23 protein-coding genes are annotated in these 25,237 nt (G+C 63.4%); 11 read left to right on the top strand and 12 right to left on the bottom strand.

The genetic code is table 11. The features are described from left to right. The first annotated feature begins 20 nt into the window (after window positions 1–20). Both pssA and JOD78_RS16765 read left to right on the top strand, forming a co-directional pair. Window positions 21–881 (top strand): CDP-diacylglycerol--serine O-phosphatidyltransferase, encoded by an 861-nt coding sequence (pssA, locus tag JOD78_RS16760; protein WP_121039133.1) that lies wholly within the window; start codon window positions 21–23, stop codon window positions 879–881. Window positions 882–1,066: 185 nt separating this feature from the next. Beyond that, window positions 1,067–1,558 (top strand): hypothetical protein, encoded by a 492-nt coding sequence (locus JOD78_RS16765; protein WP_245202161.1) that lies wholly within the window; start codon window positions 1,067–1,069, stop codon window positions 1,556–1,558. Window positions 1,559–1,584: 26 nt separating this feature from the next. Here the strand turns inward: JOD78_RS16765 and JOD78_RS16770 are convergent, their stop codons facing one another. The 3 genes from JOD78_RS16770 to JOD78_RS16780 all read right to left on the bottom strand — a co-directional run bounded on the left by JOD78_RS16770 (window position 1,585) and on the right by JOD78_RS16780 (window position 4,332). Then, the gene (locus JOD78_RS16770) at window positions 1,585–2,295 is read right to left on the bottom strand and encodes an alpha/beta fold hydrolase (RefSeq protein ID WP_348534268.1); all 711 of its coding nucleotides are present in this window, start codon (window positions 2,293–2,295) and stop codon (window positions 1,585–1,587) included. 4 nt (window positions 2,296–2,299) lie between these two features. Next, entirely contained in the window at window positions 2,300–3,799 is a 1,500-nt protein-coding gene (locus JOD78_RS16775) for a sensor domain-containing diguanylate cyclase (RefSeq protein ID WP_121039142.1), read from the bottom strand. Window positions 3,800–3,978: 179 nt separating this feature from the next. After that, the gene (locus tag JOD78_RS16780) at window positions 3,979–4,332 is read right to left on the bottom strand and encodes a hypothetical protein (protein ID WP_209568401.1); all 354 of its coding nucleotides are present in this window, start codon (window positions 4,330–4,332) and stop codon (window positions 3,979–3,981) included. A gap of 176 nt (window positions 4,333–4,508) precedes the next feature. Between JOD78_RS16780 and JOD78_RS16785 the strand changes: the two genes are divergently transcribed. Both JOD78_RS16785 and JOD78_RS16790 read left to right on the top strand, forming a co-directional pair. Next, window positions 4,509–6,038, top strand: coding sequence for a PLP-dependent aminotransferase family protein (locus JOD78_RS16785; protein ID WP_209568399.1), 1,530 nt, complete (start codon window positions 4,509–4,511; stop codon window positions 6,036–6,038). 130 nt (window positions 6,039–6,168) lie between these two features. Next, entirely contained in the window at window positions 6,169–7,500 is a 1,332-nt protein-coding gene (locus JOD78_RS16790; RefSeq protein ID WP_209568398.1) for a tetratricopeptide repeat protein, read from the top strand. Window positions 7,501–7,528: 28 nt separating this feature from the next. Here the strand turns inward: JOD78_RS16790 and JOD78_RS16795 are convergent, their stop codons facing one another. Beyond that, a complete protein-coding gene (locus JOD78_RS16795; RefSeq protein ID WP_209568397.1) occupies window positions 7,529–8,452 on the bottom strand; it encodes a sugar kinase in 924 nt (307 codons plus the stop codon). A 35-nt stretch (window positions 8,453–8,487) separates the two neighbouring features. Next, complete coding sequence (locus tag JOD78_RS16800) at window positions 8,488–9,780, bottom strand: amino acid deaminase (protein WP_209568396.1); 1,293 nt, start codon at window positions 9,778–9,780, stop codon at window positions 8,488–8,490. Between the two features lie 158 nt (window positions 9,781–9,938). On the opposite strand from JOD78_RS16800, the gene JOD78_RS16805 reads away from it, so the two are divergent. The 4 genes from JOD78_RS16805 to JOD78_RS16820 all read left to right on the top strand — a co-directional run bounded on the left by JOD78_RS16805 (window position 9,939) and on the right by JOD78_RS16820 (window position 14,364). Further along, complete coding sequence (locus tag JOD78_RS16805; protein WP_039786740.1) at window positions 9,939–10,823, top strand: MurR/RpiR family transcriptional regulator; 885 nt, start codon at window positions 9,939–9,941, stop codon at window positions 10,821–10,823. Between the two features lies 1 nt (window position 10,824). Next, entirely contained in the window at window positions 10,825–12,315 is a 1,491-nt protein-coding gene (locus JOD78_RS16810) for an amidohydrolase family protein (RefSeq protein WP_209568395.1), read from the top strand. A 124-nt stretch (window positions 12,316–12,439) separates the two neighbouring features. Further along, a complete protein-coding gene (locus tag JOD78_RS16815) occupies window positions 12,440–12,823 on the top strand; it encodes a RidA family protein (protein WP_017450656.1) in 384 nt (127 codons plus the stop codon). A 188-nt stretch (window positions 12,824–13,011) separates the two neighbouring features. Further along, on the top strand, window positions 13,012–14,364 hold the full coding sequence (locus tag JOD78_RS16820) for a GntP family permease (RefSeq protein ID WP_039786736.1): 1,353 nt from the start codon (window positions 13,012–13,014) through the stop codon (window positions 14,362–14,364). A 104-nt stretch (window positions 14,365–14,468) separates the two neighbouring features. Here the strand turns inward: JOD78_RS16820 and JOD78_RS16825 are convergent, their stop codons facing one another. Continuing rightward, window positions 14,469–14,993 (bottom strand): hypothetical protein, encoded by a 525-nt coding sequence (locus tag JOD78_RS16825; RefSeq protein ID WP_121039164.1) that lies wholly within the window; start codon window positions 14,991–14,993, stop codon window positions 14,469–14,471. A gap of 219 nt (window positions 14,994–15,212) precedes the next feature. On the opposite strand from JOD78_RS16825, the gene rpsO reads away from it, so the two are divergent. The 3 genes from rpsO (at window position 15,213) to JOD78_RS16840 (ending at window position 19,554) form a co-directional block, all read left to right on the top strand. Continuing rightward, a complete protein-coding gene (gene rpsO, locus JOD78_RS16830; protein WP_006712917.1) occupies window positions 15,213–15,482 on the top strand; it encodes a 30S ribosomal protein S15 in 270 nt (89 codons plus the stop codon). 336 nt (window positions 15,483–15,818) lie between these two features. Further along, window positions 15,819–17,954, top strand: a complete 2,136-nt coding sequence (gene pnp / locus JOD78_RS16835; RefSeq protein ID WP_039786731.1) for a polyribonucleotide nucleotidyltransferase — start codon at window positions 15,819–15,821, stop codon at window positions 17,952–17,954. Between the two features lie 307 nt (window positions 17,955–18,261). Beyond that, window positions 18,262–19,554, top strand: a complete 1,293-nt coding sequence (locus tag JOD78_RS16840; protein WP_204725289.1) for an NAD(P)/FAD-dependent oxidoreductase — start codon at window positions 18,262–18,264, stop codon at window positions 19,552–19,554. Window positions 19,555–19,636: 82 nt separating this feature from the next. Here JOD78_RS16840 and JOD78_RS16845 read toward each other — a convergent pair whose 3' ends face one another. From JOD78_RS16845 to pxpB, 6 genes are all read right to left on the bottom strand, one after another. Then, window positions 19,637–20,641: a DUF2891 domain-containing protein gene (locus tag JOD78_RS16845; protein WP_209568394.1), complete on the bottom strand. Its 1,005-nt coding sequence runs from the start codon at window positions 20,639–20,641 to the stop codon at window positions 19,637–19,639. 73 nt (window positions 20,642–20,714) lie between these two features. Beyond that, on the bottom strand, window positions 20,715–21,701 hold the full coding sequence (locus tag JOD78_RS16850) for a DUF979 domain-containing protein (protein ID WP_039786724.1): 987 nt from the start codon (window positions 21,699–21,701) through the stop codon (window positions 20,715–20,717). Continuing rightward, entirely contained in the window at window positions 21,698–22,423 is a 726-nt protein-coding gene (locus tag JOD78_RS16855) for a DUF969 domain-containing protein (RefSeq protein WP_013233768.1), read from the bottom strand. Before JOD78_RS16855 ends, JOD78_RS16850 begins: the two co-directional genes overlap by 4 nt. Window positions 22,424–22,683: 260 nt before the next feature. Continuing rightward, window positions 22,684–23,424, bottom strand: coding sequence for a 5-oxoprolinase subunit PxpA (pxpA, locus tag JOD78_RS16860; RefSeq protein ID WP_204725291.1), 741 nt, complete (start codon window positions 23,422–23,424; stop codon window positions 22,684–22,686). A 9-nt stretch (window positions 23,425–23,433) separates the two neighbouring features. Further along, window positions 23,434–24,468, bottom strand: a complete 1,035-nt coding sequence (locus JOD78_RS16865) for a biotin-dependent carboxyltransferase family protein (RefSeq protein WP_121039185.1) — start codon at window positions 24,466–24,468, stop codon at window positions 23,434–23,436. Further along, a complete protein-coding gene (gene pxpB / locus JOD78_RS16870; protein ID WP_209568393.1) occupies window positions 24,465–25,118 on the bottom strand; it encodes a 5-oxoprolinase subunit PxpB in 654 nt (217 codons plus the stop codon). The genes JOD78_RS16865 and pxpB overlap by 4 nt, the downstream gene beginning before the upstream one ends. Window positions 25,119–25,237 lie beyond the last annotated feature (119 nt).

A 25,237-nucleotide genomic window follows, 5' to 3' on the forward strand; every position in this document is an offset into this window, starting at 1 on the left:
CTCCTCACTGATAGACATCGATGCCCACATTACGACGACGCAAGGCCAAAGCCGGCATTCCCTTCCCGAAATCGCTGCGCCGCCCCAAGGCCGCGCAACTGGACGAGGCCGGGCAGGTAGTGGCACGGCGGCGCTCGCGCGGCATCTACCTGTTGCCCAACGCCTTCACCACGGCCGCGCTGTTCTGCGGTTTCTACGCCATCGTGATGGCCATGAACCTGAAGTTCGACTACGCCTCCATCGCCATCTTCGTGGCCATGGTGCTCGACAGTCTGGATGGCCGCGTGGCCCGCATGACCAATACGCAAAGCGAATTCGGCGCCCAGTACGACAGCCTCTCCGACATGGTCTCCTTCGGTGCCGCCCCGGCCCTGGTGGTCTATGAATGGTCGCTGCGCGGCATGGGCAAGCTGGGCTGGCTGGCAGCCTTCGTGTATTGCGCGGGCGGTGCATTGCGCCTGGCCCGCTTCAATACCAACATCGCCGTGGTCGACAAGCGCTACTTCCAGGGCTTGCCCAGCCCCGCGGCCGCGGCCTTGGTGGCCGGCTTCGTCTGGCTGATGGATGACCTGCGTTTTGCCGGCACCGACCTGAGCTGGTATGGCTGGGTCATCACCCTCTACGCCGGCATCACCATGGTCACCAACGTGCCGTTCTACAGCTTCAAGGATGTCAACTTCCGCAAGCCGGTGCCCTTCATTGCGGCACTGCTGGTGGTGGTGGCGCTGGTGCTCATTTCCAGCGATCCGTCCAAGGTGCTGTTCGGGCTGTTCGTGCTGTATGGCCTGTCCGGCTATGGCGTCTACATCTGGCGCCGCATCAAGGGCAAGCCGGTCAGTATCGTGCAGACCAAGGATGAGCATGGCGATCTGCCGCACTGATGCCCGTTAAGCTTGACGGAGCATCTTCCCGCAGGACAAGAAACACCCGGCCCCGGCCGGGTGTTTTGCATTGCGCCGGGCATCGGCCGGTCAGCGCCGTCACGTCTGCCTTGCCGAGCGGGGCAGAGTTTCCTAGAATCCCATGATAAGCGCGTTGCTGCATATCGCGCGTTGATGGTATGAACATGGCGATCACATCCTCCACCTCCACCTTGACCACGCTCGGCAGCCTGGATCCCTACGGCCTGGGCAGCAGCGGCACTTCCAATCCGGTGACTGCAGCCAGCAATCCTGCGGCCGTAGCGCAGGCGGTCGAGCTGTCGTCGGAGGCCTCGGTGATCGTGACTCTGGGCGGCGGGTTCTCCGCCAATTCCGGCCTCACCTACAATGCGGCGGGGCTGTTTGATTCCATCGTCAATGCCGGTTCGTCGGCCGGCACCTCCACCGATCTCACCCAGAACCAGGCCACCCAGAGCTATTACCAGGGGGTGCTGGGCAGCATCGTCACGCCGGGGACGACTTCGGGCATCTATGATGGCTCAGGCGTGTTCGCCGGCGAGGAGCTCAGTTCGCAGCTCTCCCTGCTGCTCAAATCCCAGCCTGATCTGACCGGTTCCATCGTCGAGGACATCGTCAACCAGAACGTGGTCGGCGGCCTGATCTCGACCATGGCCTGAGGCGGCGTCCCTTTATTCCTGGCAGTTCAGTCGGTGATGAGCGCGGCCAGCTGTGCGCATAGCGCGGCATCCTGCGCGCTGCGTTCGCTGACGCGATGATCCACGCCCGGCAGGTCGACGATGCGGCAGTCGCTGGCCGAGCTGGCGTGCTGGCGGATCAGCTCGGCGATCTCGGCCGGGATGACGGCATCCTCGCTGGCGCGGATCAGGGTGAGCCGTCCGCGATAAGCACGGATCATCTGCAGCACTTCGGCATCCCGCCAGCTGTGCGGGCGCCGCAAGGCCGCGCTGAAGGCCGGCCCGAAAGGCAACATGAAGGCGGCACCGTCATAGAGCGCACCGACCAGCGTGACGACATGGGCGATCTGGTTTTCCGCCCGGCAGGCCAGGCGCAGGGCGATTTCGCCGCTCATGCTCACGCCCACGACGGTGCGCGGCGAGACGGTGAGGCGGTCCAGCGCGGCTTGCGCTTCGACCAGGCGTTTGGACAGGGAATTGGGCAGCAGGGCACTGCTTTGCCCATGGCCGGAAAAATCGATGGCGGCACTGCCGCAGCCTCGTGCGGCAAGGGCCTGCCGCAGTGGCCATTGGCGCTGCCGATCCCCTTGCCCGGCCCCGTGCAGCACCAGTGTATGGACGGGCTGGCCGGGCGCGCTGCGCAGAATATCGGCCGCCAGCGTTTCCGCGCCCGCCGCCAGGGCCAGTTCTTCACGCGGGCAGGGATAGGGCGCGGACACGTTTTCAGTCGTCCGGATGACGGCGTTCGAGGCCCGGCGTGCTGGCGTAATAATGGCGTTTTGCTTCATACATCAGGCTGTCGGCCCGCTGCACCACCTGCTCCAGGCGCTCGCCCGGAACGCCGGTAGCCGCGCCCATCGACAGGCTCAACGAGACGCCCGAATAGTACTGATTGTTCACTTCGACCAGTTTCTGGATCTGGTCCATCAGCAACTGGCAGCCACGCTCGTCGGTGGCCGGCAGCAGGATGGCGAATTCGTCACCGCCGGTCCGCGCCACGCTGCAAGGGCGTTCCACCGCCTTGCCCAGCACTTCCCCCACGCGGCGCAGCAGGGCGTCGCCGGTGGCGTGGCCCAGCTCGTCGTTGACTTCCTTCAGGCCATTGAGGTCAGCCACGATCACGCTGACCGGGAAGGGACCCTTGCGCTCCAGGCGGTTGAGTTCGTCGACCATGTAGGCGCGGTTGTGCAGCTTCGTCAGTTCATCGTGCTTGCCGAGGAATTCCAGATAGGCTTCGGCCTTTTTGCGGGCGGTGATGTCGGTGAGCGCCACCAGCACCAGGTCCCAGTTGTTTTCGTGTCCGGGGAAGACAGAAAACTGCAGATGGACGTGAAGGGTTTCACCGGTCAGCGAGTAGTTCACTACCTCACGGTGGTGCAGCAGGTTGCCGTTCCACAGCTCGATCAACTGTTCGTTGAAATGCGGACGCATGTCGTCGCGGAACACGTCGGACAAACGCGAGAGCAGGGTGGCCTTGTCCGGGGCACCGAACATGGACAGTGTCTGCAGGTTCACATCGATGACGCGGATTTCCTGCATGCAGCGCTCCACGAATTCCGGATGCACATCCGTGAAGGTGCGGAAATCGGTGATGCCGATGCGGTGCAGGTCGTCGAAGAGGCGCTTGACCGCGCTGAAATCTTCCACCCACAAGGAAATGGGTGAATATTCGAACAGGCCGCGCGCGTAGTTTTCGCTGCGGGAGAGCTTCTTGCGGGCCGTCTCGCGCTCGGTGACGTTCTCGATGGCCAGCAGCACGTAATCCCAGCTCTCTTCGCTGCCGGGCATGATGCGCCCGGAGAGCTGGATGTCCAGCCGCTTGCCGCCCAGGGTGTAGTTGACGGTATAGCTGGAGAAGGTCGTGCCGCCATTCCACAGCTGCACCATCTCATCGATGAAGGTGTCGAGCATGTCATCCCGGAAGATCTTGTCCAGGTTGGCCACCAGGTGCGCCAGGTCGCGCGCTTCATACCATTCCAGGGTGCGCCGGTTGACGTCGACCACGCGGATCTGCATGGCACAGGCCTGGGCGCGGCTGGGGTCCACGGTCAGATAGCTGCGCAGGTCGGTCACGCCGTCGGCGCGCCACTGGTCGAACAGGCGCTTCAGGCCGCTGTAGTCCTCTTTCCATAAGGAAACGGGCGTCAGGTCGAAGGTCTCTTGTTCGGAAAGGGCCGGGATGGAAGCCGGAACGGAGCGGGCGAGGGAGGATTCGTTCTGCATGACACTTCATCTTTTGCTGATGATGAAGTGTAATAGTTTTACGGAAACTCCTGCAGCTCTTCCATCGCCCGTTCACCCCGTTTTGCGCAATTTTATTGCTCGAAAAGCGCGAATGATGCGAACTTGTTAACTAAAAGTTAATTTTCATCAATCCATCCGATGGCCCCTGGCCTGATTGCTCAACGGCCAGGATCCCATTCCGGCGCGCTCCGCCCGCTCCGCAGCGTGCGCAGCCAGGCCACCAAAGGCGCATACCATGCCTGCGCTACCGGACGCAGGCACAGCAGTTCACCCTCGTGCGTGGCCAGCACACCGATCCAGCCCTCGTGCGCCAGCACCATCCCTTCTCCGTCGCTCAGCCGGGTCTGGCGGCTCACCAGACGGTCCGCCTGCCATTGCGCCGATTCGGTCACGCGCACTTGCGGCGCCTGGCACAGCAGCTGGCTGCCGGCCGGCAGCCAGAGTTGCAGATGCCGGCCGGCGGCCAGTGGCAGGACCTGGGTGGTGGTGCGGGCGGGAAGCGGGGCGGGCATGGTGTTCTCCTTGTTGAATGGTCCAGCCTGCAGTCTAGGGAGGGCGGCGCGGCGACAACAGGCACAGGAAAATTCACTCTGCTGCGTAACAGGCTGCAGCTTTTTGCTCTGTTACCCCTGCTTTTCGCCTACTCTGTATCTGTTCTGGTTTCGTCCTCACGAAGATGATGACTGTTATGGATACCCGCCTGCACCTCCCCGACACGACGCCCGCGGCACCGCCGCCGGCCACTGCACCGGCCGCCCTTGCCGCCACCCCCGACAACGGACGCCAGCCCCTGTACCGTCGTCTGGCCGAGCATTATCAAGGAGCCATCCAGTCCGGCACCCTGGTGGCCGGCGACCGCATGCCCTCGGTGCGCGACCTGATGCGCCAGCACCAGGTGAGTTTGTCGACGGCTTTGCAGACGCTGCGCCATATGGAAGAGGGCGGTTGGCTGGAAGCGCGTCCGCGTTCCGGCTACTTCGTGCGCCAGCCGCGCCGTTCGGCGATCCGGCCGGTGCAGGAGCCCAAGAGCCTGATGGCCATCGATCCCGAGCAATATGCGGGCATCCACGAAAAGGTCTCCAAGTACATCGCCCTGCGCCAGAGCGGGGCACCGCGCATCGACCTGTCCGGCATGACCTGTGCGCCCGAGCTCTATGCGGTGGAAACCCTGAAGCAGGCCGCCATGCGGGCCCTGCGCGAGCGCCCCGAACTGCTCACCAGCGCCATGCCGCACAACGGCAATGCCACCTTCCGCCAGGCGGTGGCGCGGCGCGCATTGCATCACGGCATGCGCATCGATCATGAAGAGGTGGTCGTCACCCACGGCTGCATCGAGGCGCTCAACCTGGCCCTGCGCGCGGTGGCGGGGCCGGGCGACACGATCGCGGTGGAGTCGCCGACCTACTTCGGCCTGCTGCAGGCACTGGAAAACCTCGGCATGAAGGCGCTGGAAATTCCGACCAGCCCGCACACCGGCATCTCGGTAGAAGCGCTGGAACTGGCCGTGCGCACCTACGGCAACATCAAGGGCGTGGTGGTGGTGCCCAATCTGCAGAATCCGCTGGGCTGCATCATGCCCGACGAGCACAAGGACAAGCTGGTACGCCTGTGTGAAGAATTGCGCCTGCCCCTGATCGAAGACGACGCCTATACCGAGCTGGCCGACGGCAACGTGCCGCCCTCCAGCCTCAAGAGCCGCGACCGCAGCGGCAATGTGATCTATTGCGCATCGCTCAACAAGGTGCTGGCGCCCGGCATGCGGCTGGGCTGGATGAATGGCGGGCGCTGGCATGAGCGGGTCAAGATGCTCAAGTTCACCCACACCCGCGCCAATGAGGAATGGACCCAGGTCACCGCCGCCGACTTCATCGCCAGCCCCGGCTATGACCGCCATCTGCGCCGCCTGCGCCAATTGCTCAAGGAACAGCGCGAACGCATGGCGGAGTCGATCGCAGCCTATTTCCCGGAGGGTACGCGCCTGAATGTGCCCAATGGCGGCGTCGGGCTGTGGGTGGAGCTGCCGGCGCAGGTCTGCTCGCAGCAGTTGTTCGAGCGGGCGCTGCTGGAGGGCGTGGGGGTATCGCCGGGGGCCATCTTCTCCAATTCCAACCGCTACGGTCACTTCCTGCGCATCTGCTGCGGCCATCCCTTCACCCGCGAACTCGACCAGGCCCTGCGCCGCCTGGGCAGCATCGGGCACAGCCTGGCTTTCCTGTAGAGCTTGGCAAGCTTTCAGGAGAATCAGGCATTGCCCGAAAGGGCAGTCTGCTGCAGACTTGTAAAGACAATGTAAAGAGCGCCGGACTTTTCTTCCGGTGCCTCCATGCGCTTTACGAGGGGAGCCGTTCATGCCTGAGCAGCAGACTACGCAGATCCAGCCACCGCACGCAGTCCGCCTGAACGCGGCCATCGATGCCCACATGGCGGGCCGCCGGGAAGAAGCCCGCGCCGTCTACGAAGCCGTGCTGGAAGACGATCCCATCGAGCCGGTCGCCTTGCACTTCTACGGCATCTGGCTGCACCAGGCCGGACGCCATGCCGAGGCGCTGGACAAGCTGGAGCTCTCCAGTGCGCTGGAACCCGAGAATGCCGCCTGGCACAACGACCTGGGCAATGTCCTGTTTGCGCTGGGCGAGCTGGACGGTGCTGCGCAGGCGTATCGAGCGGCGCTGGAAGCCGCGCCCGCAGATCACACGATCTGGAACAACCTGGGGGCCACGCACATGCAGCAGGGCCGCAATGAGGAGGCCATTGCCGCCTTCCAGCGTGCGGTGGAGATCGCCCCCGAATTCCTGCCGGCGCTGCTGCACCTGGGCAATCTCTTCGAGGCCGCCGGCGACAAGATGCAGGCTTCGCACTACCAGTGCCGCGCCTACGTGTTGCCGCCAATGGAAGGCAAGTCCTGGGAGATGGTCGGGATTTCCTTCTACTTCCTCGGCCGCCTGGACGAAGCCGCAGAAGCCTATCGCGCCTGGCTGGCCAGCGAACCCGACAATCCGATTGCGGCCCACATGCTGGCCGCCTGCTCGCAGTTGGATGTGCCCACGCGCGCCTCGGATCGTTACCTCGAATCGCACTTCGACCGCTACGCCGAGACGTTTGAAACCAATTTGCTGCACAGCCTCGGCTATCGCGGCCCCAGCCTGATCGGGCAGGGCGTGGCCCTGGTCACGCAGGCGGCGCGCCAGTTTGTCACCATCGACATCGGTTGCGGGACCGGGCTGTGCGGGACCTATTTGCGGCCTTATTCGCAGCATCTGACCGGCGTGGACCTGGCCGGCAAGATGCTGGAAAAGGCCGCGGCCACCGGCCACTACGATCAACTGGAAAAGGCCGAGATCACCGACTACCTCCTGCGTCATCCGCAAAGCTGCGACCTGGTCACGGCGGCGGATACGATGATCTATTTCGGGGATCTGGAGAATGTGTTCAAGGCGGTTGCTGCTGTCTTGAAACCGGGCGGGTACTTCGTCTTCACGGTGGAGGTGCTCACGCCCCAGGACGGGGTGGAGCAAGGCCATCGGCTGCATGCCAGCGGACGCTACCGCCATGGCCGCGATTACGTGCGAGCGCTGCTGCAGGCGCAGGGTATGGAGCCGCTGCACCAGCGTGATGAAGTATTGCGCGAGGAAGTGCGCCAGCCAGTGGCCGGCATGCTGTTCGTGGCGCGCCGGCAGTGAAGCGACGCGCCACGAGGGACGGCATCGGTCAGGCTGCGGCCTTGAGCGCCGCTTCCACCTGCTCCCGCCGAGGGATGGGGTCGACCGCGCCGTAGCCGGTGGTGGAGAGGGCGGCCGCGACGTTGGCATAGCGCGCTGCCTGGAAGGGATCGCGCCCGGCCATCAGCTCGGCCATGAAGGCCCCGCCAAAACAGTCCCCCGCACCCGTCGCATCCAGCGCCTGCACCGGATAGGGCGAGACCATGCGGCGCTCCTGGCGGGTAGCTACATAGCAGCCTTCATGGCCCAGCTTGAAGGCCACCAGCTTCACACCGTAATCCAGCAGGTGATCGACGATGGCGTCCCGGTCATTGAGTCCGGTCAGCATCGATACATCTTCCCAGCTCGGCAGGCAGACATCGCACAGGCGGAAGGCCTCGGCCATTTTCGCCTGTGCGCGTTCCAGCGGCCATAAACGCAGCCGCAGGTTGGTATCGAGCGAGGTGGTTACGCCAGCGGCGCGCGCATGCGCCATCGCAGCCAGGCCGGCGTCGCAGGCACTCTCGCTGATGGCCAGGCTGATGCCTGACAGGTGCAGGGCACCCGCTGCGGCGATGGCTTGCAAAGGCAAGTCGCCCACGGTGTAGCGGCTGGCTGCCGAGCCGGCGCGGCGATAGTGGAAGTGATGTCCCTGATCGTCGTGCGTGACGAAGTACAGGCCGGTGCTGCCATTGGCTTGCACCGCCACGTGCTGTACGTAGACCTGCTCGCGCTGCCACAGCGCCAGCAGGTCCTGGCCGAAGTGGTCGTCCCCCACGGCGCTGACATAGCCCGACGCGGCACCCTGGCGGGCTGCCGCGATGGCGAAGTTGGAGGTGTCGCCGCCAAAACCTTGCAGGTACTGGCGCGGCGTGTCGATGCGCTGGTTGAATTCGACCATGGCTTCGCCGTAGGCGAGGATGGGTTTGTTCATGTGCTGTTCTTTCGCTCTTCTTTCCCGGGCATCGATCAGAAGAAGGTCTGCACGATGTCGGTCACATCGAAACGCTGGTCCACGACGACCAGGTGACGCCACTTGTCGAAGGTCAGGCAGGGGTGGGAGATGTCGAAGGCGATCATGTCGCCGACCTGGATATCATCGCCCTCGGCAATTTTCAGGTAGGCGTGCTGGTCCATCATGCCGGTCACTTCCCAGTGCGCCGGGGTGGCTTGCGGCTGGGTATCCTGGCCCGGGCGGAAGCGCGTGACCGGGGTCGGCAGGCCGGCATCGAAAGCCGCATCGCGCTTGCCCAGGGCGATGATGGCCTTGTCGGCCTCGGGGATGGATTGCACGTAGGCCCACAGCTGCAGCGCCGGCTGCAGCTGGCTGCGCATGCTGTGCGCCACCGGATTGCGCACCTGGATCTGCGATTGCGCGGCACGATAGATGCCCACGTCATGGGTGAGATAGCAGCCCGGACGCAGCACCACGTCCAGCGCGGCACCGATGTCGGCCTGGCCGAATTCCTCGGCGACCACGTCGTACCAGGCCGAACCGGCCCCGGTCAGGATCGCCGGACCCTGCGCCAGGCGGCGTGCCAGTTGGCCTTGCGCCGAAAGATCCTTCAGACAGGCCACCGCGCGCTGCAGGAAACGGCGGATGTCGGCCTCTTCCTTGAGCACACCTTCATAAACCTCCACACCCGCCAGAGCCAGGCTGTCCCAGCGCGCAATGGCAGCCAGCACTGCCTGCTGCTGCGCGTCGTCACGCACGCCGGTGCGGCCGCCTGCGGGGCCCAGTTCCAGCAGGACGTTCAGGGTCTGCTTGCGCTCGGCGAAGAAGCGGCCCAACTGATCGGCCAGCGCAGCCGAATCGACCAGGCAGAAGAATTCAAACGAGGGATCGGCCAGCAGCTCGGCAATGATGGCCATGTTGCGCTTGCCCACCAACTGGTTGGCCATGATGACGCGCCGCACGCCGTGGTGATAGGCGGCCAGGGTCTGGTGGGCAGTCGCCAGGGTGATACCCCAGGCGCCGGTGTCGAGCTGGCGTGCAAAGAGCTTGGGGGCCATCGTGGTCTTGCCGTGCGGGGCCAGCTTGACCTGGTACTGGCCGACGAAGTCCTGCATCCACTTGAGGTTGTGGGCGATCTTTTCTTCATACAACACCGCAGCCGGCAGGCTGATGTCTTCATTGAGCAGGTTCCAGCGCACCTTGCCCGCCTGCTGCGGGGTGAGGGGTTGCGCCAGCGCACCCAGGCCCTTGTTGAGCGGGTCGATCATGCCGGCCTGAAACTGGCCTTGGTAGTTTGTATCACTCATCGCTTTAATTCCCGTGAAATTAGGATTGACGTAATAATAGCCTTGAATTTACTATGTTTACGCCGTGTTAGTAAATAACATAAATTGTTTCCGCGGCACCCTTCCGGGGTCGCTGGTTTGATCGCCCGCCCATTCCCGCAGACTGAATTTTCCTTCCCATGGCGCAGACATTGGACATCATTTCCCGCATCACCGAGCGCAGCAGTACCTTGCGCCTGGCCGAACAGAAGGTGGCTGAAGCGATTCTGGGCGATCTCGCTGCCGCCGCCAGCGCCAGCATCGGCGAGCTGGCCGGGAAGGCCGGCGTCTCGGTGGCCAGCGTGACCCGCTTTGCCAAGGCCATGGGCTGCCGCGACGTGCGCGAATTCAAGTTCCTGCTGGCCCAGGCGGTGGCGGTGGGGCAGCGCTTCTTCGATGGTGCCAAGACGGTGCCTTCCGAACAGCCGCCGGAACTGGCCGACGTGGTCTACCGCGACATCCACGCGGTGCTGGAACTGAACCGCGCCATGCTCAACCCCGACATGCTGATGCAAGCCGCGCACCTGCTGCTGGGCGCGCGCATGATCTACTGCTTCGGCATGGGCGGCGGCTCCACCATGATGTCCGACGAGGCGCGCTATCGCCTGGTGCGCCTGGGCCGTCCGGTGGCGACCTATCACGATGCGGTGCTGCAGAAGATGGTGGCGGCCACCCTCGACAAGGACGACGTGCTGCTGGTCTTCTCGACCACCGGCAGCGTGCCCGAGCTGCTGGCCAGCTGCGAGGTGGCGCGCGAATACGGCGTCAAGCTGATCGCCATCACCGCCCTTGGATCGCCGCTTGCGAAGATGGCCGATGTGCTGCTGCCCATCAAGACGCTGGAAACCGACCTGATTTTCAAACCGTCCTCGTCGCGCTACGCCATGATGGCGACGCTGGACATGCTGGTGCTGGAGCTGGCCTTGCTGCACAAGGAAAGCAGCCAGGAACGCCTGCGCCGCCTCAAGTACGTGCTCGATGCCCATCGCGGCGGCGGCGACTTGCACCAGCCACTGGGAGACTGACATGACATCCACGCAGCAATCGTCGGGCAGCCCCCTGCACTGCGACATTCTGATCCGCCACGCTCTTGTCATCGATGGCAGCGGGACCGAGCCGGTACAAGCCGACGTAGCGGTGCGCAACGGCCGCATCGTCGCCGTCGGCCAGCTTGCGGGCTGGCAGGCCGGGCAGGAAATCGACGGCACCGCGCGCGTGCTCTCGCCCGGCTTCATCGATGCGCACACGCATGACGATACCAACGTCATCCGCACGCCGGAGATGTTCCCCAAGCTGTCGCAGGGCGTGACCACGGTGGTGGTCGGCAACTGCGGTATCAGTGCCGCACCGGTCACGCTCAAGGGTGATCCGCCGGACCCGATGAACCTGCTGGGCAAGTCCGAGGCGTTCCACTATCCGAGCTTTGCCAGCTATGTCGAGGCCGTCAATGCCGCGCAGCCGGCCATCAACGTGGCTGCGCTGGTCGGCCACACGGCCTTGCGCAACAACCACATGGACCGTCTCGACCGTGCGGCCAGCGATGCGGAAATCGACGGCATGCGCGCGCAATTGCGCGAGGCGCTGGAGCATGGTGCGCTGGGTCTTTCCACGGGACTGGCCTACGGCAATGCCATCAACGCCCCCACGGAAGAAGTGCTGGCCCTGGCCGAGCCGCTGGCCGAGTTCGGCGGGCTCTATGCGACACACCTGCGCAGCGAATTCGCCGACATCATCAATGCGATGGACGAAGCCTTCCGCATCGGCAAGCATGCACGCGTGCCGGTGGTGATCTCGCACCTGAAGTGCGCGGGCGTGGAGAACTGGGGCCGCAGCAGTGAAGTGCTGCAGGCGCTGGAAGCGGCCTCGCGCCACCAGCACGTGGGCTGTGACTGCTATCCCTACACCGCCAGCTCTTCCACGCTCGACCTGAAACAGGTCACCGCCGATTACGACATCCAGGTCACCTGGTCGGAGCCGCATCCGGAGCAGGGCGGCAAGATGTTGAAGCAGATCGCCGCCGACTGGGGTGTGGACCTGCATGTCGCCGCCGCGCGCCTGATGCCTGCCGGGGCCGTGTATCACTGCATGTCGGATGACGACGTCAATCGCATCCTCTCGCATCCGGCCACGGTGGTCGGTTCCGATGGCCTGCCCAACGATCCCTTGCCGCATCCGCGCCTGTGGGGCGCTTTCCCGCGCGTGCTGGGCTATTACAGCCGAGAGCAGAAACTGTTTTCGCTGGCCACCGCCGTGCACAAGATGACGGGTTTGTCGGCCCAGCGCTTCGGCCTGGAACAGCGCGGTTTCGTGCGCGAGGGTTATCACGCCGACCTGGTGCTGTTCGATCCCGAGACCATTCGTGATGCCGCCAGCTTTACTGATCCCATGCAGCCGGCGCATGGCATCGAGGCGGTGTGGGTCAACGGGCAGCTGGCCTATCGCGGCCAGGACAAGCAATCCACCAGTGCACGTGCCGGACGCTTCCTGGCGCGCACGGTGCAGAAAACGTCAGCCTGAGTTGCAGAAAACGTCAGCGGGCGATTATCAACTTCAAGTTGCAAATCGCTTTTCAGATTCATTTTTCAGATTCATTTTTCAGATTCGGATCCGAGTTCAATCCAAGTTCAGTAAAGGAGCAGCAATGAGCATTCAACGATTTGGTGTGGAAGGTGGCAGCGGCACCGGTGGCCAGCATCTGCCGTTCGCACGCGCAGTGGCCGCCGATGGCTGGCTGTATGTGTCGGGCCAGGTGCCCATGGAAAACGGCGAGGTGATCGACGGCGGCATCGTGGCGCAGTCGCACAAGGCCATCCAGAACGTGCTGGCCATCCTGAAGGAAGCCGGCTACGGCCCCGAGCACGTGGTGCGCTGTGGCGTGTGGCTCGATGATGCACGCGACTTCCCCTCCTTCAACAAGGTCTTCAAGGAATACTTCGGTGCCAACCCGCCGGCCCGTGCCTGCGTGGTCTCCAGCATGGTGGTGGACTGCAAGGTCGAGGTCGATTGCGTGGCCTTCAAGCGCTGATGCAGCAGGGGCAGGGCAGTTCTGGAACTGCCTTGTCCTGCCCGTTGCCGGGCAAGACGGAACAAGAAGAACAAAAAGAATAAACGATATAAAAGATTTAAAAGATTTTTCGATTTCGCAGTACCAATTTGCCGGCAGGGGTGTCGTATCGCCGGCGGTGTCTTTTACCTTCTGAAGAGGAGCAACAGATGGAGGCTGTACAAGGAAGTGCGCTACTGGTCTATGCACTGGTAGCGGTGATCGCATTGATCGTGCTGATCGCCAAATTCAAGATGAACCCGTTCATCGTGCTGATCGTGGTGTCGCTGGTGCTGGGCCTGGCCGTGGGCATGCCCATGGGCAATATCGTCAAGGCCTTCGAGACTGGCGTCGGCAATGCGCTGGGCCACATCGCACTGGTGGTGGGCCTGGGCACCATGCTGGGCAAGATGATGGCCGAGTCGGGCGGCGCCGAGCGCATCGCCAACACCATGATCAAGGCCTTCGGTGAAAAGAACGTGCACTGGGCCATGATGACGGTGGCTTTCATTGTCGGCTTGCCGGTGTTCTTCGAAGTCGGTTTCGTGCTGCTGGTGCCGATCGCCTTCAACGTCGCCAAGCGCACCGGGACCAACATGGTGCTGGTCGGCATTCCCATGGTGGCCGGCCTGTCGGTGGTGCACGGCCTGATCCCGCCGCACCCGGCCGCGCTGCTGGCGGTGACCGCCTACAGCGCCGATATCGGCCGCACCATCCTGTATGCGCTGATCGTCGGTATTCCTACGGCCATCATCGCTGGTCCGATCTTCGGCAAGCTGATCTCCAAGGTGGTGATTCCCAATCCGGACAATCCGCTGATCTCGCAATTCGTCGATGAGAGCAAGAAGGATCGTGAACTGCCGGGCTTCGGCATCACGCTCTTCACCATCCTGTTGCCGGTGGCGCTGATGTTGATCGGCAGCTGGGCGGACCTGTTCTTCGCCCCCAAGACCTTCGCCAATGATTTCCTGCGCCTGATCGGCAACTCCGTGATCGCGCTGTTGATCGCCACCCTGGTGAGCTTCTGGACCTTCGGCCGCGCCCGTGGTTTCGGTGCCGACCAGATCCTGAAATTCACCAACGAGTGCCTGGCGCCCATCGCCGGTATCACGCTGGTGGTCGGTGCGGGTGCGGGCTTTGGCCGCATCCTGATGGATGGCGGCGTCTCCAAGGCCATCGTCGGCATCGCCACCGATGCGCATCTGTCGCCGCTGATCCTGGGCTGGTTCGTGGCCGCGCTGATCCGCGTGGCGACCGGTTCGGCGACGGTGGCCATGACCACCGCCTGCGGTATCGTGGCGCCCATCGTCTCCACCGTCGGTGGCGTGCGTCCCGAGCTGATGGTGCTGGCCACCGGTGCCGGTTCGCTGATCCTGTCGCACGTCAATGACGGCGGTTTCTGGCTGGTCAAGGAATACTTCAACATGACCGTGCCGCAGACCTTCAAGACCTGGACCGTGATGGAAACCCTGGTCTCGGTGCTGGCCCTGCTGTTCACGCTGGCGCTGGCGACAGTGGTGTAAGTACGCTGCAGTGCTTGCGCTGAAAAAGAAAGGCTGCCCGGAGCGATCCGGGCAGCCTTTCTTCTTTCTTCATCGTGCAGGTGTGAGGCAGGGGATGCGCGTGCTCAGTTGCGGAAACGCGAATCATCGAAACGCGGATCAGGACCGTTCTCGATCTTCTCCACGATGCCCTGGTCGTTGAAATACACGGTCATCTGCGAATTCCAGACGCCGCTTTCCTTGAAGCCGTAGTTCCACGCCTCGAAGGGGATGCGCGCATAGCGCGTCACTTCAGTGGGACGGCCCACGCGGCGCAGCACATCCAGCTTGGTGTCCTGCTTGGCGCGGATGGCGTGGAAATTCTGCAGCGTCCACACTTGCTCGTAGGAAATCAAACGATGATCGGGACCGATGCGGGCCATGTACTGGTATTGGCCGAAGGCACCGGCAGCGTATTCAAAGACGCGGCCGTTGCCATCCGGATACACATTGGTGGGCGCGCCCAAGCGGGCCACGACCTGCTCTTCGGGCTCGCCCGGCTGCACCGGCGGTTGCAGCAGCGAGGCACAGCCGGACAGGGCGGCAGCGGCCAGCAGGGCGGCCGCCAGCCTGGGGCGGGCGCGTTGCATGAGGGAAACGGGGGAAGGCATGTCGACTCCTGAGTAAGTTGTCATTCCGTCCGGCTGTGGCAGGGACGCAGCGTCATCGGCAGAAACAGTGCGGATGTGCTTGCCGATGTTGGTCGGAATGGTTTTTTGCTATATAATTTCGCGTCCGGTCGGTTTGACCGGATTCTCATTTTTTGTTCACGGTATGCAGGGCAGGCCAGTTTTCGACGCTCCGCACACCGCTTGTGAAAGGTAAAAGCAATGTCCATCGAAAAAGCAGCCAAGGCTGCCATTATCTCCGAAAACGCCCGCGGCACGAACGACACCGGTTCTCCGGAAGTGCAAGTCGCGCTGCTGACCGCACGCATCAACGACCTGAACGGCCACTTCAAGGCCCACGTCAAGGATCACCACTCCCGTCGTGGCCTGATCAAGATGGTCAACCGTCGCAAGAGCCTGCTGTCCTACCTGAAGAACAAGGACGCTGACCGTTACCGCGCCCTGATCGAGAAACTCGGTCTGCGCAAGTAATTTGACTCCGCGTCTGGGTCCCGGGGTTTGCGCCCCGGACCACCACGAAATGCCTGCGTCACTCGTTGACGCGGGCATTTTGTTTTTTGCGATTCCGCAAGCTCAGGCATAAGCCGGGGGCAAGTATCCTCGCAAACGCCCTCCCTCGGGGCAGGAATGCATCATCGTTTCATCGCGGTAGGCTGTTTGTGTGATCAATGCCGCGTTCGTCGTGAGTGACCGGTTTCGCCGGCCACTGTGGTGAGGTGAACGACAGCGCCTGAAAATCTGTCGGCAAAAGGAAGCCGTGCACCGCGGACACAGTCGGGGCCGGCTCCATAAAAGAAAGGAAATACCGTGTTCAATAAAGTAACCAAGACCTTCCAGTACGGTCAGCATCAAGTGACCCTGGAAACCGGCGAAATCGCTCGCCAGGCTTCTGGCGCCGTGGTGGTGTCGGTGGAAGACACCGTCATCCTGGCCACCGTGGTGGCCCGCAAGGAAGCCAAGCCCGGCCAGGACTTCTTCCCCCTGACGGTCGACTACATCGAGAAGACCTATGCAGCCGGCCGCATCCCCGGCGGTTTCTTCAAGCGTGAAGGCAAGCCTTCCGAAAAGGAAACCCTGACCTCGCGCCTGATCGATCGTCCGATCCGCCCGCTGTTCCCGGAAGGCTATCTCAACGAAGTGCAGGTGATCATCCACGTGCTGTCGGTGAACCCTGAAATCGATCCGGACATCCCCGCCATGATCGGTGCCTCGGCAGCACTGTCGCTGGCCGGCATCCCCTTCAATGGACCGGTGGGCGCCGCCCGCGTGGGTTACATCGACGGCCAGTACGTCCTCAACCCGACCACCTCGCAGCTCAAGTCCTCGCAGCTGGACCTGGTGGTGGCCGGTACCGAAACCGCCGTGCTGATGGTGGAATCGGAAGCCGATCAACTGTCCGAAGAAGTCATGCTGGGCGCTGTCGTGTTCGGTCACGACCAGTCCAAGGCCGTCATCGAAGCCATCCACGCCCTGGTGCGTGACGGCGGCAAGCCGGAAGTCCAGTGGACCGCCCCGGCCAAGAACGAAGCCCTGATCGCACGCGTCTCGCAACTGGCCGAAGGCCCGCTGCGCGAAGCCTACCAGACCAAGGACAAGCAAGCCCGTACCGAAAAGCTCAAGGCCGTGACCGCCCAGGTCAACGAAGCCCTGGTCGCTGAAGCCGCTGCCAACAACGGCGTGGCTGCGGATGCTGCCGAAGTCGGTTCCATCCTGTTCGACCTGGAAGCCAAGATCGTGCGTTCGCAGATCCTGGAAGGCGAGCCCCGCATCGACGGCCGCGACACCCGCACCGTGCGTCCGATCTCGATCCGTACCGGCGTGCTGCCGCGTACCCACGGTTCGGCCCTGTTCACCCGTGGCGAAACGCAAGCCCTGGTCATCGCGACCCTGGGTACCGCACGCGATGAACAGAAGATCGACGGTCTGCTGGGTGAATACTCCGACCGCTTCATGCTCCACTACAACATGCCTCCGTTCGCCACCGGCGAAACCGGTCGCGTGGGCACCCCGAAGCGCCGCGAAATCGGCCACGGCCGCCTGGCCAAGCGCGCGCTGATCGCCGCGCTGCCGGCTGCTGACGAGTTCAGCTACTCGGTGCGCCTGGTCTCGGAAATCACCGAGTCCAACGGTTCCTCCTCGATGGCATCGGTGTGCGGCGGCTGCCTGGCACTGATGGACGCCGGCGTGCCGATGAAGGCCCACGTGGCCGGCATCGCCATGGGCCTGATCAAGGAAGGCAACAAGTTTGCCGTGCTGACCGACATCCTGGGCGATGAAGATCACCTGGGCGACATGGACTTCAAGGTGGCCGGTACTGCCAACGGCATTACCGCTCTGCAGATGGACATCAAGATCCAGGGCATCACCAAGGAAATCATGCAGGTCGCGCTGGAGCAGGCCAAGGAAGGCCGTCATCACATCCTGGGCAAGATGCAGGAAGCCGTGCCGGCTGGCCGTGCCGAGCTGTCCGACTTCGCTCCGCGCCTGATCACCATCAAGATCAATCCGGAAAAGATCCGTGACGTGATCGGCAAGGGCGGCGCCGTCATTCGCGCGCTGACCGAAGAAACCGGCACCCAGATCGACATCAGCGACGAAGGCGTGGTCACCATCGCCTCCGTGGATGCGTCGGCTGGCCAGGAAGCCAAGCGCCGCATCGAAGAGCTGACCGCTTCCGTGGAAGTGGGCAAGATCTACGAAGGCACCGTCCTGAAGCTGCTGGACTTCGGCGCCATCGTCCAGGTCCTGCCGGGCAAGGATGGCCTGCTGCACATCAGCCAGATCGCCAACGAGCGCGTCAACGCCGTGGCCGACTACCTGAAGGAAGGCCAGCAAGTGCGCGTCAAGGTTCTGGAAACCGATGACCGCGGCCGCCTGAAGCTGTCGATGAAGGCTGCCCAGGCTGAAGAAGGCGACGCTGCCGCTCCGCAAGAAGCGCAGTAATCCCTTCTGCCTGAACAGGCAACAAGAAAATCCCCCGTGCCGCAAGGCCGGGGGATTTTTTTATGCGTGCAAGTTGATGCGGACAATCTGCCCAAGTGATTTCGAACCAAAAGTATGCGATTCTGTCCGTCTGCTTTGAGGGACATCAAGGTTCCGGTGTGCCGCGCTCATCAGGGGAGGGCGTGGTACTGCCAACAGGCAGATCCGCAGATCCGAATAGAGAGTAGGGGACAGCCGTGCGGCCAGGCCAGCTTCACGTGACCGGCCTGCGCGGACAGAACAACACGTTACTTTTGAAAGGAAGGCAATGCCCCACGTCATCATCATCGGTTGCGGCTTCGGCGGTCTGGCCGCTGCGCGCGAACTGGCCCACGCCGATGTGCGCATCACCATGATCGATCGCAGCAACCACCACCTGTTCCAGCCCTTGCTGTACCAGGTGGCCACGGCCGGGCTGTCGGCCCCGGCCATCAGCGCGCCGATCCGCGCCATCCTGGCGCAGCAGCGCAATCTCACCACGCTGATGGCGGCGGTGACCGGGATCGATACCGCCGGCAAATCCGTCACGCTGGAAGACGGCAGCGAACTGTCCTATGACTACCTCATCGTCGCCGCAGGCTCCACGCACAGCTACTTCGGCCGCGATGAATGGAGCACGCTGGCGCCGGGCCTGAAGACGCTGGAGGATGCCTTCGAGATCCGCAAGCGCATCCTGATGGCCTTTGAACATGCCGAGCGCGAGACCGATGCACGCCGTCGCCAGGAATGGCTGACCTTCACCGTCATCGGCGGCGGGGCCACGGGCGTGGAGATGGCCGGTACGCTGGTGGAAATTGCGCGCCATACGCTGTCGGGCGAATTCCGCAACATCGATCCGCATTCGGCACGGGTGGTGCTGGTGGAGGGCTCTGAGCGCGTGCTGGGGGCCTACCCCGAGGACCTCTCCGAGAAAGCCCGCGAACAGCTGCACAAGCTCGGTGTGGACGTGCGCACCGGTTGCCGTGTGGTACACATCGATGAGACCTGCGTGCGCTATGCCAATTTCGATGGCGAGCAGAGCCTGGCCACGCGCACCGTGATCTGGTCGGCAGGTGTAGCGGCCTCGCCGCTGGGCAAGCAACTGGGTGTACCGGTGGACCGTGCTGGTCGTGTACCGGTCACGCCGCAGCTCTGTATCGGTGGCCACGACGAAGTGTTTGTGATCGGTGACCTGGCTGCCGCACAGTCGGACGGCAAGCCGGTGCCGGGCGTGTCACCGGCGGCCAAGCAGATGGGCCGCGTGGCCGCGCGCAACATCAAGCATCACATCGCCGGACAGCCGGCCGAGAGCTTCGTCTACAAGGACTACGGATCGCTGGCCACCATCGGTCGCCGCGCTGCCATTGCCATGGTCGGCAAGCTCAAGTTCTCGGGGTATCCGGCCTGGCTGTTCTGGCTGTTCGTGCACGTGTATTTCCTGATCGGCTTCCGCAACCGCATCATGGTGATGGCTGATTGGGCCTGGGCGTATTTCACCTTCAAGCGCAGTGCACGAGTGATCTCGGCGACCATGCCGACGCACACCGAGCAGACGCCCTTGCGCAAGGAAGTGGCTGAGTAGATTCGGTCTGCATTCCAGCAAAAAGCCCTCGCTTCCGTGATCGGGAGCGAGGGCTTTGTTTTGCGGGAGGACGGCGTGTGGATCAGTCTTCCAGCGCCAGCATGGCGAAGCTGGCCAGCCAGTGGCCACCACTGTAGTGGCTGCCGACCACCTGGTCGATGGAGGCCGCGATGTGGCGCTGGATCGCCGCTTCGATCGCACTGCGTGCCGCGTGATGGGCGGGCAGGTGACGCAGCACGTTCTTCATGCACCAGGCGCGCGAGAGGTTCAGACCATCCAGATGCGCAACCTTCGGATCGGTCGGGTCGGAGACGTAGGCGGGATGCGTGATCTGGGTGACTTCGGCAATGCGGGGCAGATACAGATCGAACCATGCGGTGAATGCATCGGACGAGAGCACCTTGCTCATCAACAAGGCCTCGGTCAACGCACCAGAGATGAATTCGTCACCACCCGGTTCATAGTGAGCCGGATAGTCGGTGTCCTTGCCGTAGTGTTGATTCGACCAGTCGACAATCAGCGCTTCCAGTTCGGTATCGGTGACGTGACGCGCGTAATCCAATGCCAGGGCAAGTGAAAACGCCGTGTTGAAGTGCGTGCCGACGCGAATCGGATAGCTCAGCTTCGACAGATAGTCGAACAGGCGACGCCTGATCTCGGTGGTCAGCGGTTTCATCGCAGCATGCCATTCGGCCGCACGGGGATGGGCCGACATCAACAGTTCCTGGTCCAGTGCCAGCAACCAGCCGAAGCCGTAGGGGCGTTCGAAGGGGGCGCGATTGGGCGCACGGAAATAGTCCGTTTCGCGCTCCATGAGCTCAGGTGTGAAATGGTCGTCAAAGATCGCCGTGATCTCGTCAGTGACCGCCATCGACGGATACAGGCGCAGGCAGCGCAACAGCAGCCAGTAGCCATGCACCGCCGAGTGCCAGTCATAGCAGCCGTAGAAGACCGGATGCATCGCACGCGGAGAGAGCACATCGCCCTCATCGTTGAGCAGATGCATGATGTGGTTGGGATATTCCTGGCGCAGGTAGGCCAGCGGCATGCGGGCAAATTGTTCAGCCCGGTCTAGAGTGAGTTGCATGGGGACTCCTTGAAGCAAGTGGGGCGACCTGGCCGCAACAGCGCATGCGGCCATGTCAGGCCTTCCGTTCAGATCAGCGGAAGGCAAGGAAGTACATCAGGAACACGTTCACGGTCAGCAGCGTCAGTGCAGTCGGGATCTGCACCTTGATGACCTGGTACTTGTTCTTCAGTTCCAGCAGCGCGGCCGGCACGATGTTGTAGTTCGCGGCCATGGGCGTCATCAGCGTACCGCAATAGCCGGAATACATGCCGATGGCCACCAGCGGTGCCGGATCGGCGTGATGCCCCAGGATCAGGAAGGGCAGCGCGATGCCCGCGCTCATCACCGGGAAGGCGGCGAAGGCATTGCCCATCACCATCGTGAACAGCGCCATGCCCACGCAATAGATCACCACCACCAGGAAGCGATTGTCCGGATTGACGAACAGGCTCACCACCTGCTGCACCGAGGTGCCGGTCTTGGCGGCGACGAAAACGCCACCGAGCATGGCCAGCATCAGCGGCAGGATCGCGGCCCAGCCGATGGAGTCCACCAGTCGGCGCGACTGGCGTACCGCTTGCAGCGGCGTGCCACGGGTGAGCACGCAACCGGCGATGAGCGCACACACGCAAGCCACGCACAGGGCGGCCAGGGTCAGCTGTTTCTGGTCCAGCAGCATCAGGCCACCGACCGAGACGCCCTTGAGCAGGACGGTACAGGCCACCGTGATGACCGGGATCAGCACCGCCGGGAAGAACAGCCAGTTGCCCAGCCGTTTGGCGGACGCCACTCGTTCTTCATGCGTGGACGTCGCATAGCTGCCCATGGAGAGCATGCCGGTTCCGGCGATGAGCGAGATGATGATGACGGTGCCGCCGATGATGCGGTGAGCCATGGACTTGCCCAGGCTTTCCACCAGCAGGTCGCCGAACAGGAATACTGCGCCGAACAGGAACCAGAACAGGGCCGTGGTGAAGCGCTTGGGGTTGCCCTTGTCGCGCAGGGTCATCACGGTCAGCATCATGACGATGATGCCGATGAGGTAGTAGATGCGGTTGATCGAGATGAGCGTATTCATGCGGACACCTTGGCAGCGGATTGGGTAGCTTTCCACGCATCGACGTCGCGGCGGATGGAAGCGTCGAGACGGGTCAGGCGGAACATGTGGATCACCAGTGCCGACAGGGCAGTGGGGATGGCCCACAGGCCGATGTGCAGCGGCTCGATGTTGGTGATGCCGTTTTCCTTCAGGAAGGCATCCATCAGCAGCACCGCGCCGAAGGCGATGAAGATGTCCTCGCCGAAGAACACCGCGATGTTGTCGCAGGCGGCGGCATGGGCCTTGATCTTGTCGCGGATGTGTTGCGGCAGGTCTTCTCCATAGGCGTTGACCGCTGCGCCTTCGGCCATCGGTGCCAGCAGCGGACGTACCGTCTGCGCCTGGCCGCCGAGATAGATCAGGCCCAGGGCGGCAGTGCCTTCGCGCAGGATGAAGTAGAGCATCAGGATGCGCGCCGAGGTGGCGCTGGCGATGCTGGAGATCCACGCCTGGGCGCGTTCCTTCAGGCCGTAATGTTCCAAGAGGCCGATGATCGGCAGGATCAGCAGGAAGGTCGCCAGCGAACGGCTGTTGACGAATTTCTCGCCGAAGGTTTCCAGCAGCATGCCGAAGTCCATGCCGACCGACAGGCCGGTGGTGAGACCCGCGACCGTGACCACCAGCAGCGGGTTGAAACGCAAGGCAAAACCGGCCACGACGATCGGTATCCCGATCAGTGGCAACAGTGTCGTACTCTCCATGAAAAACTCCCTATGTGAATGAGGAAAAATCCTGCCGCCATGGTGCAAGGTCCGTGCCAGCGATGTCGCGGAAAGCCGCGCCCGGACTGGCTTTGCGAGAATCTGCAAAGAGTAGGGGCGTGACTTTTCCTGCGACCTCGCGGGCCTCAGGCTGACGGCTTTTCTTGTTGTTTTCGGAACGGAACTACAGCTTGCAGCACCCCGTGTTCAACTGCGGGTGCCTACTTTCCTGCGTCTTGCGACGACGCCGGAAAAATCCTTCATATCGCCGCGCGCACGGCAATCTGCTCGGCGTGCAGGCGTGCCCGAATCTGGCGCGCGAAATCCAGGGCGTGCGCGCCATCTCCGTGCAGGCATACGGTCTGTGCATTGACTTCGACCAGGCTGCCGTCGATGGCCTTGACCTTCTTCTGCTTGACCAGCATCAGGGTCTGGGCGATGGCGTCGGCATCGTTCTCGATCATGGCGCCGGGCTTGCTGCGCGCGACCAGGCTGCCGTCGGCTTCATAGGCGCGATCGGCAAAGACTTCTTCGACCGCATTGAGGTCGGCATGGCGGGCGGCGGCGATCAGTTCGCTGCCGGCCAGGCCATACAGGCTCAGTTCCGGATTGAAGGTGCGGATGGCGGCGCAGATGGCATTGGCCAGCACGGCATCCTTGGCGGCCTGGTTGTAGAGCGCGCCGTGCGGCTTGACGTGGGTCATGCGGCCGCCTTCGGCGCGCACGATGGCATCGAGCGCACCGAGCTGATAGAGCATGCCGCTGACGATCTCTTCAGGCGGCAATTGCATGGCGCTGCGGCCGAAGTTTTCACGGTCGGGGAAACTGGGGTGGGCGCCGATGGCCACGTGGTTCTGGATCGCCCAGCGCACGCTGCGGCGCATGGTGCTGGCGTCGCCGGCATGCCAGCCGCAGGCGATGTTGGCGGAGCTGACCAGGGTCAGCAGTTGTTCGTCGGTGTCGCAGCCTTCGCCGAGGTCGGCATTCAGATCGATATGCATGGCGTTCCCTTATTTCTTGTAGAGCGTGGCGCGCGACCAGTCCAGAGCGGCGACCGTGGCGCGGATGGAGTCGAGATAGCGTTGCTGTTCTTCGGCGGCGGCCAGGGCGTCGGCCAGCTCACAGGGTTCCAGGCGCAGGGTGGCGTTCAGCGGCGCTTGTGCCAGCTTCCACAGGTCGGCACCGATGATCACGCCGATCTTGGGATAGCCGCCGGTGGTCTGGGCATCGCCCATCAGGATGATGGGCTGGCCCGAGGGCGGCACCTGGATCACGCCCGGCACGACGCCATGCGAAAGCATGTCGCGGCCTTGCTTGCGCTTGAGCTCCGGGCCTTCGAGTCGATAGCCCATGCGGTTGCTGTTGGGCGTGACGCGCCAGGTGTCGGACCACAGCGCTTCCCGCGAGGTCTTGCTGAACTGATCGAATTCGGGGCCGGGCAGCACGCGCAGGGTGACGTGCTGGCTGTGTTCATCGGCGCGCAGGGCCAGGCCGCTCCAGCGCGGAGAACGCACGCCGAAGGCGGGGCCGTGGACCGCTGCAGCGGCTACGCTGGCGTCGCCGATGGGGAGCTTGTCGCCACGCTTGAGGGCGCGTCCCTGATGGCCACCGAAACCGGCCTTCAGGTCCGTGCTGCGTGAGCCCAGCACCACAGGGACATCGATGCCACCCGCTACAGCGAGATAAGTCCGCATGCTGTGGCGCGGGGCCTGCTCGGGGGAATCGGCGGCCGCCAGGCTGAGCTTGAGCACGCTGCCAGCGCGCACCGGAATGCTCCAGCAGGCGGCGACGGGTTTGCCATCGAGGGTGGCGCCGATGTCGTCACCGCCGAGGGCAATGCGGGTGTCGCGGGTGAAGCGCAGTTCGGCCACGCCCATGGTGATTTCAAGTCCGGCTGCATCAACCGGATTGCCTACCAGCAGGTTGGCACTGGCCAGGGCCAGCGTATTGAGTGCGCCGCCGGGATGGATGCCGAGGCTGCGATGGCCGGTGCGGCCCATGTCCTGCACCGAGGCCAGCATGCCGGGTTGGATGATGTCGATCATGAGGCCACGCGCTCCACGGTAAAGCGTACACGGTCGCCAGGACGCAGCAGCGTCGGCGGTTGCTGGGAAGGATCGAACAGTTGCAGGCCCGTGCGGCCGATGAGTTGCCAGCCGCCGGGGGAGGCCATCGGATAGATGCCGGTCTGTTCGCCGCCGATGCCGACTGACCCGGCCGGAATGCTCACCCGCGGCGTGGTGTGGCGCGGCGTGGCCAGGCTGGCGTCGAGTCCGCCCATGTAGGCGAAGCCGGGCAGGAAGCCGAGGAAATAGACCACGTACTCGGCCTGGCTGTGGCGTTCGATGACTTCGCTGGTCGACAGGCCGGTGTGACGGGCCACGTTGTCCAGGTCAGGGCCGGCGCTGCCGTCGTAGACCACCGGGATCTCGACCGTGCGGCCTTCGCTGGCTGTGGTGCCGAGTTTGGGCCAGCTCTTCAGGACGCGTTGCGTCAGGGTGTCGAGGTCGGCTACGGGGCGCTTGGTGATCAGGGTCAGGTTATTCATGCCGGGCACGACTTCGCTGACTTCTTCCCATTCACTGGCCAGCGTGGCCAGTGCCCAGATGCGTTGCTGCTGGGGCAGGGTGGCAGGGGCCGGCAAACTGCAGAGCAGTGCGCGGTCGCCCAAGGGGTGGAGCTGGGGTGGCTGCATGTGTCTCTCGCCTCGGCTGAGATTTTTGTTGAGAACCCGGCCGTGCCGCTGCCGGGGTCAAGGTGCGTCTGGTGATGCCCTGCTTTTTTGCGGATATTACATTTCAAAGAAAATATAAA

The sequence above is a fragment of the Herbaspirillum sp. 1130 genome (assembly GCF_017833835.1).
GTDB lineage: Bacteria > Pseudomonadota > Gammaproteobacteria > Burkholderiales > Burkholderiaceae_D > Herbaspirillum > Herbaspirillum huttiense.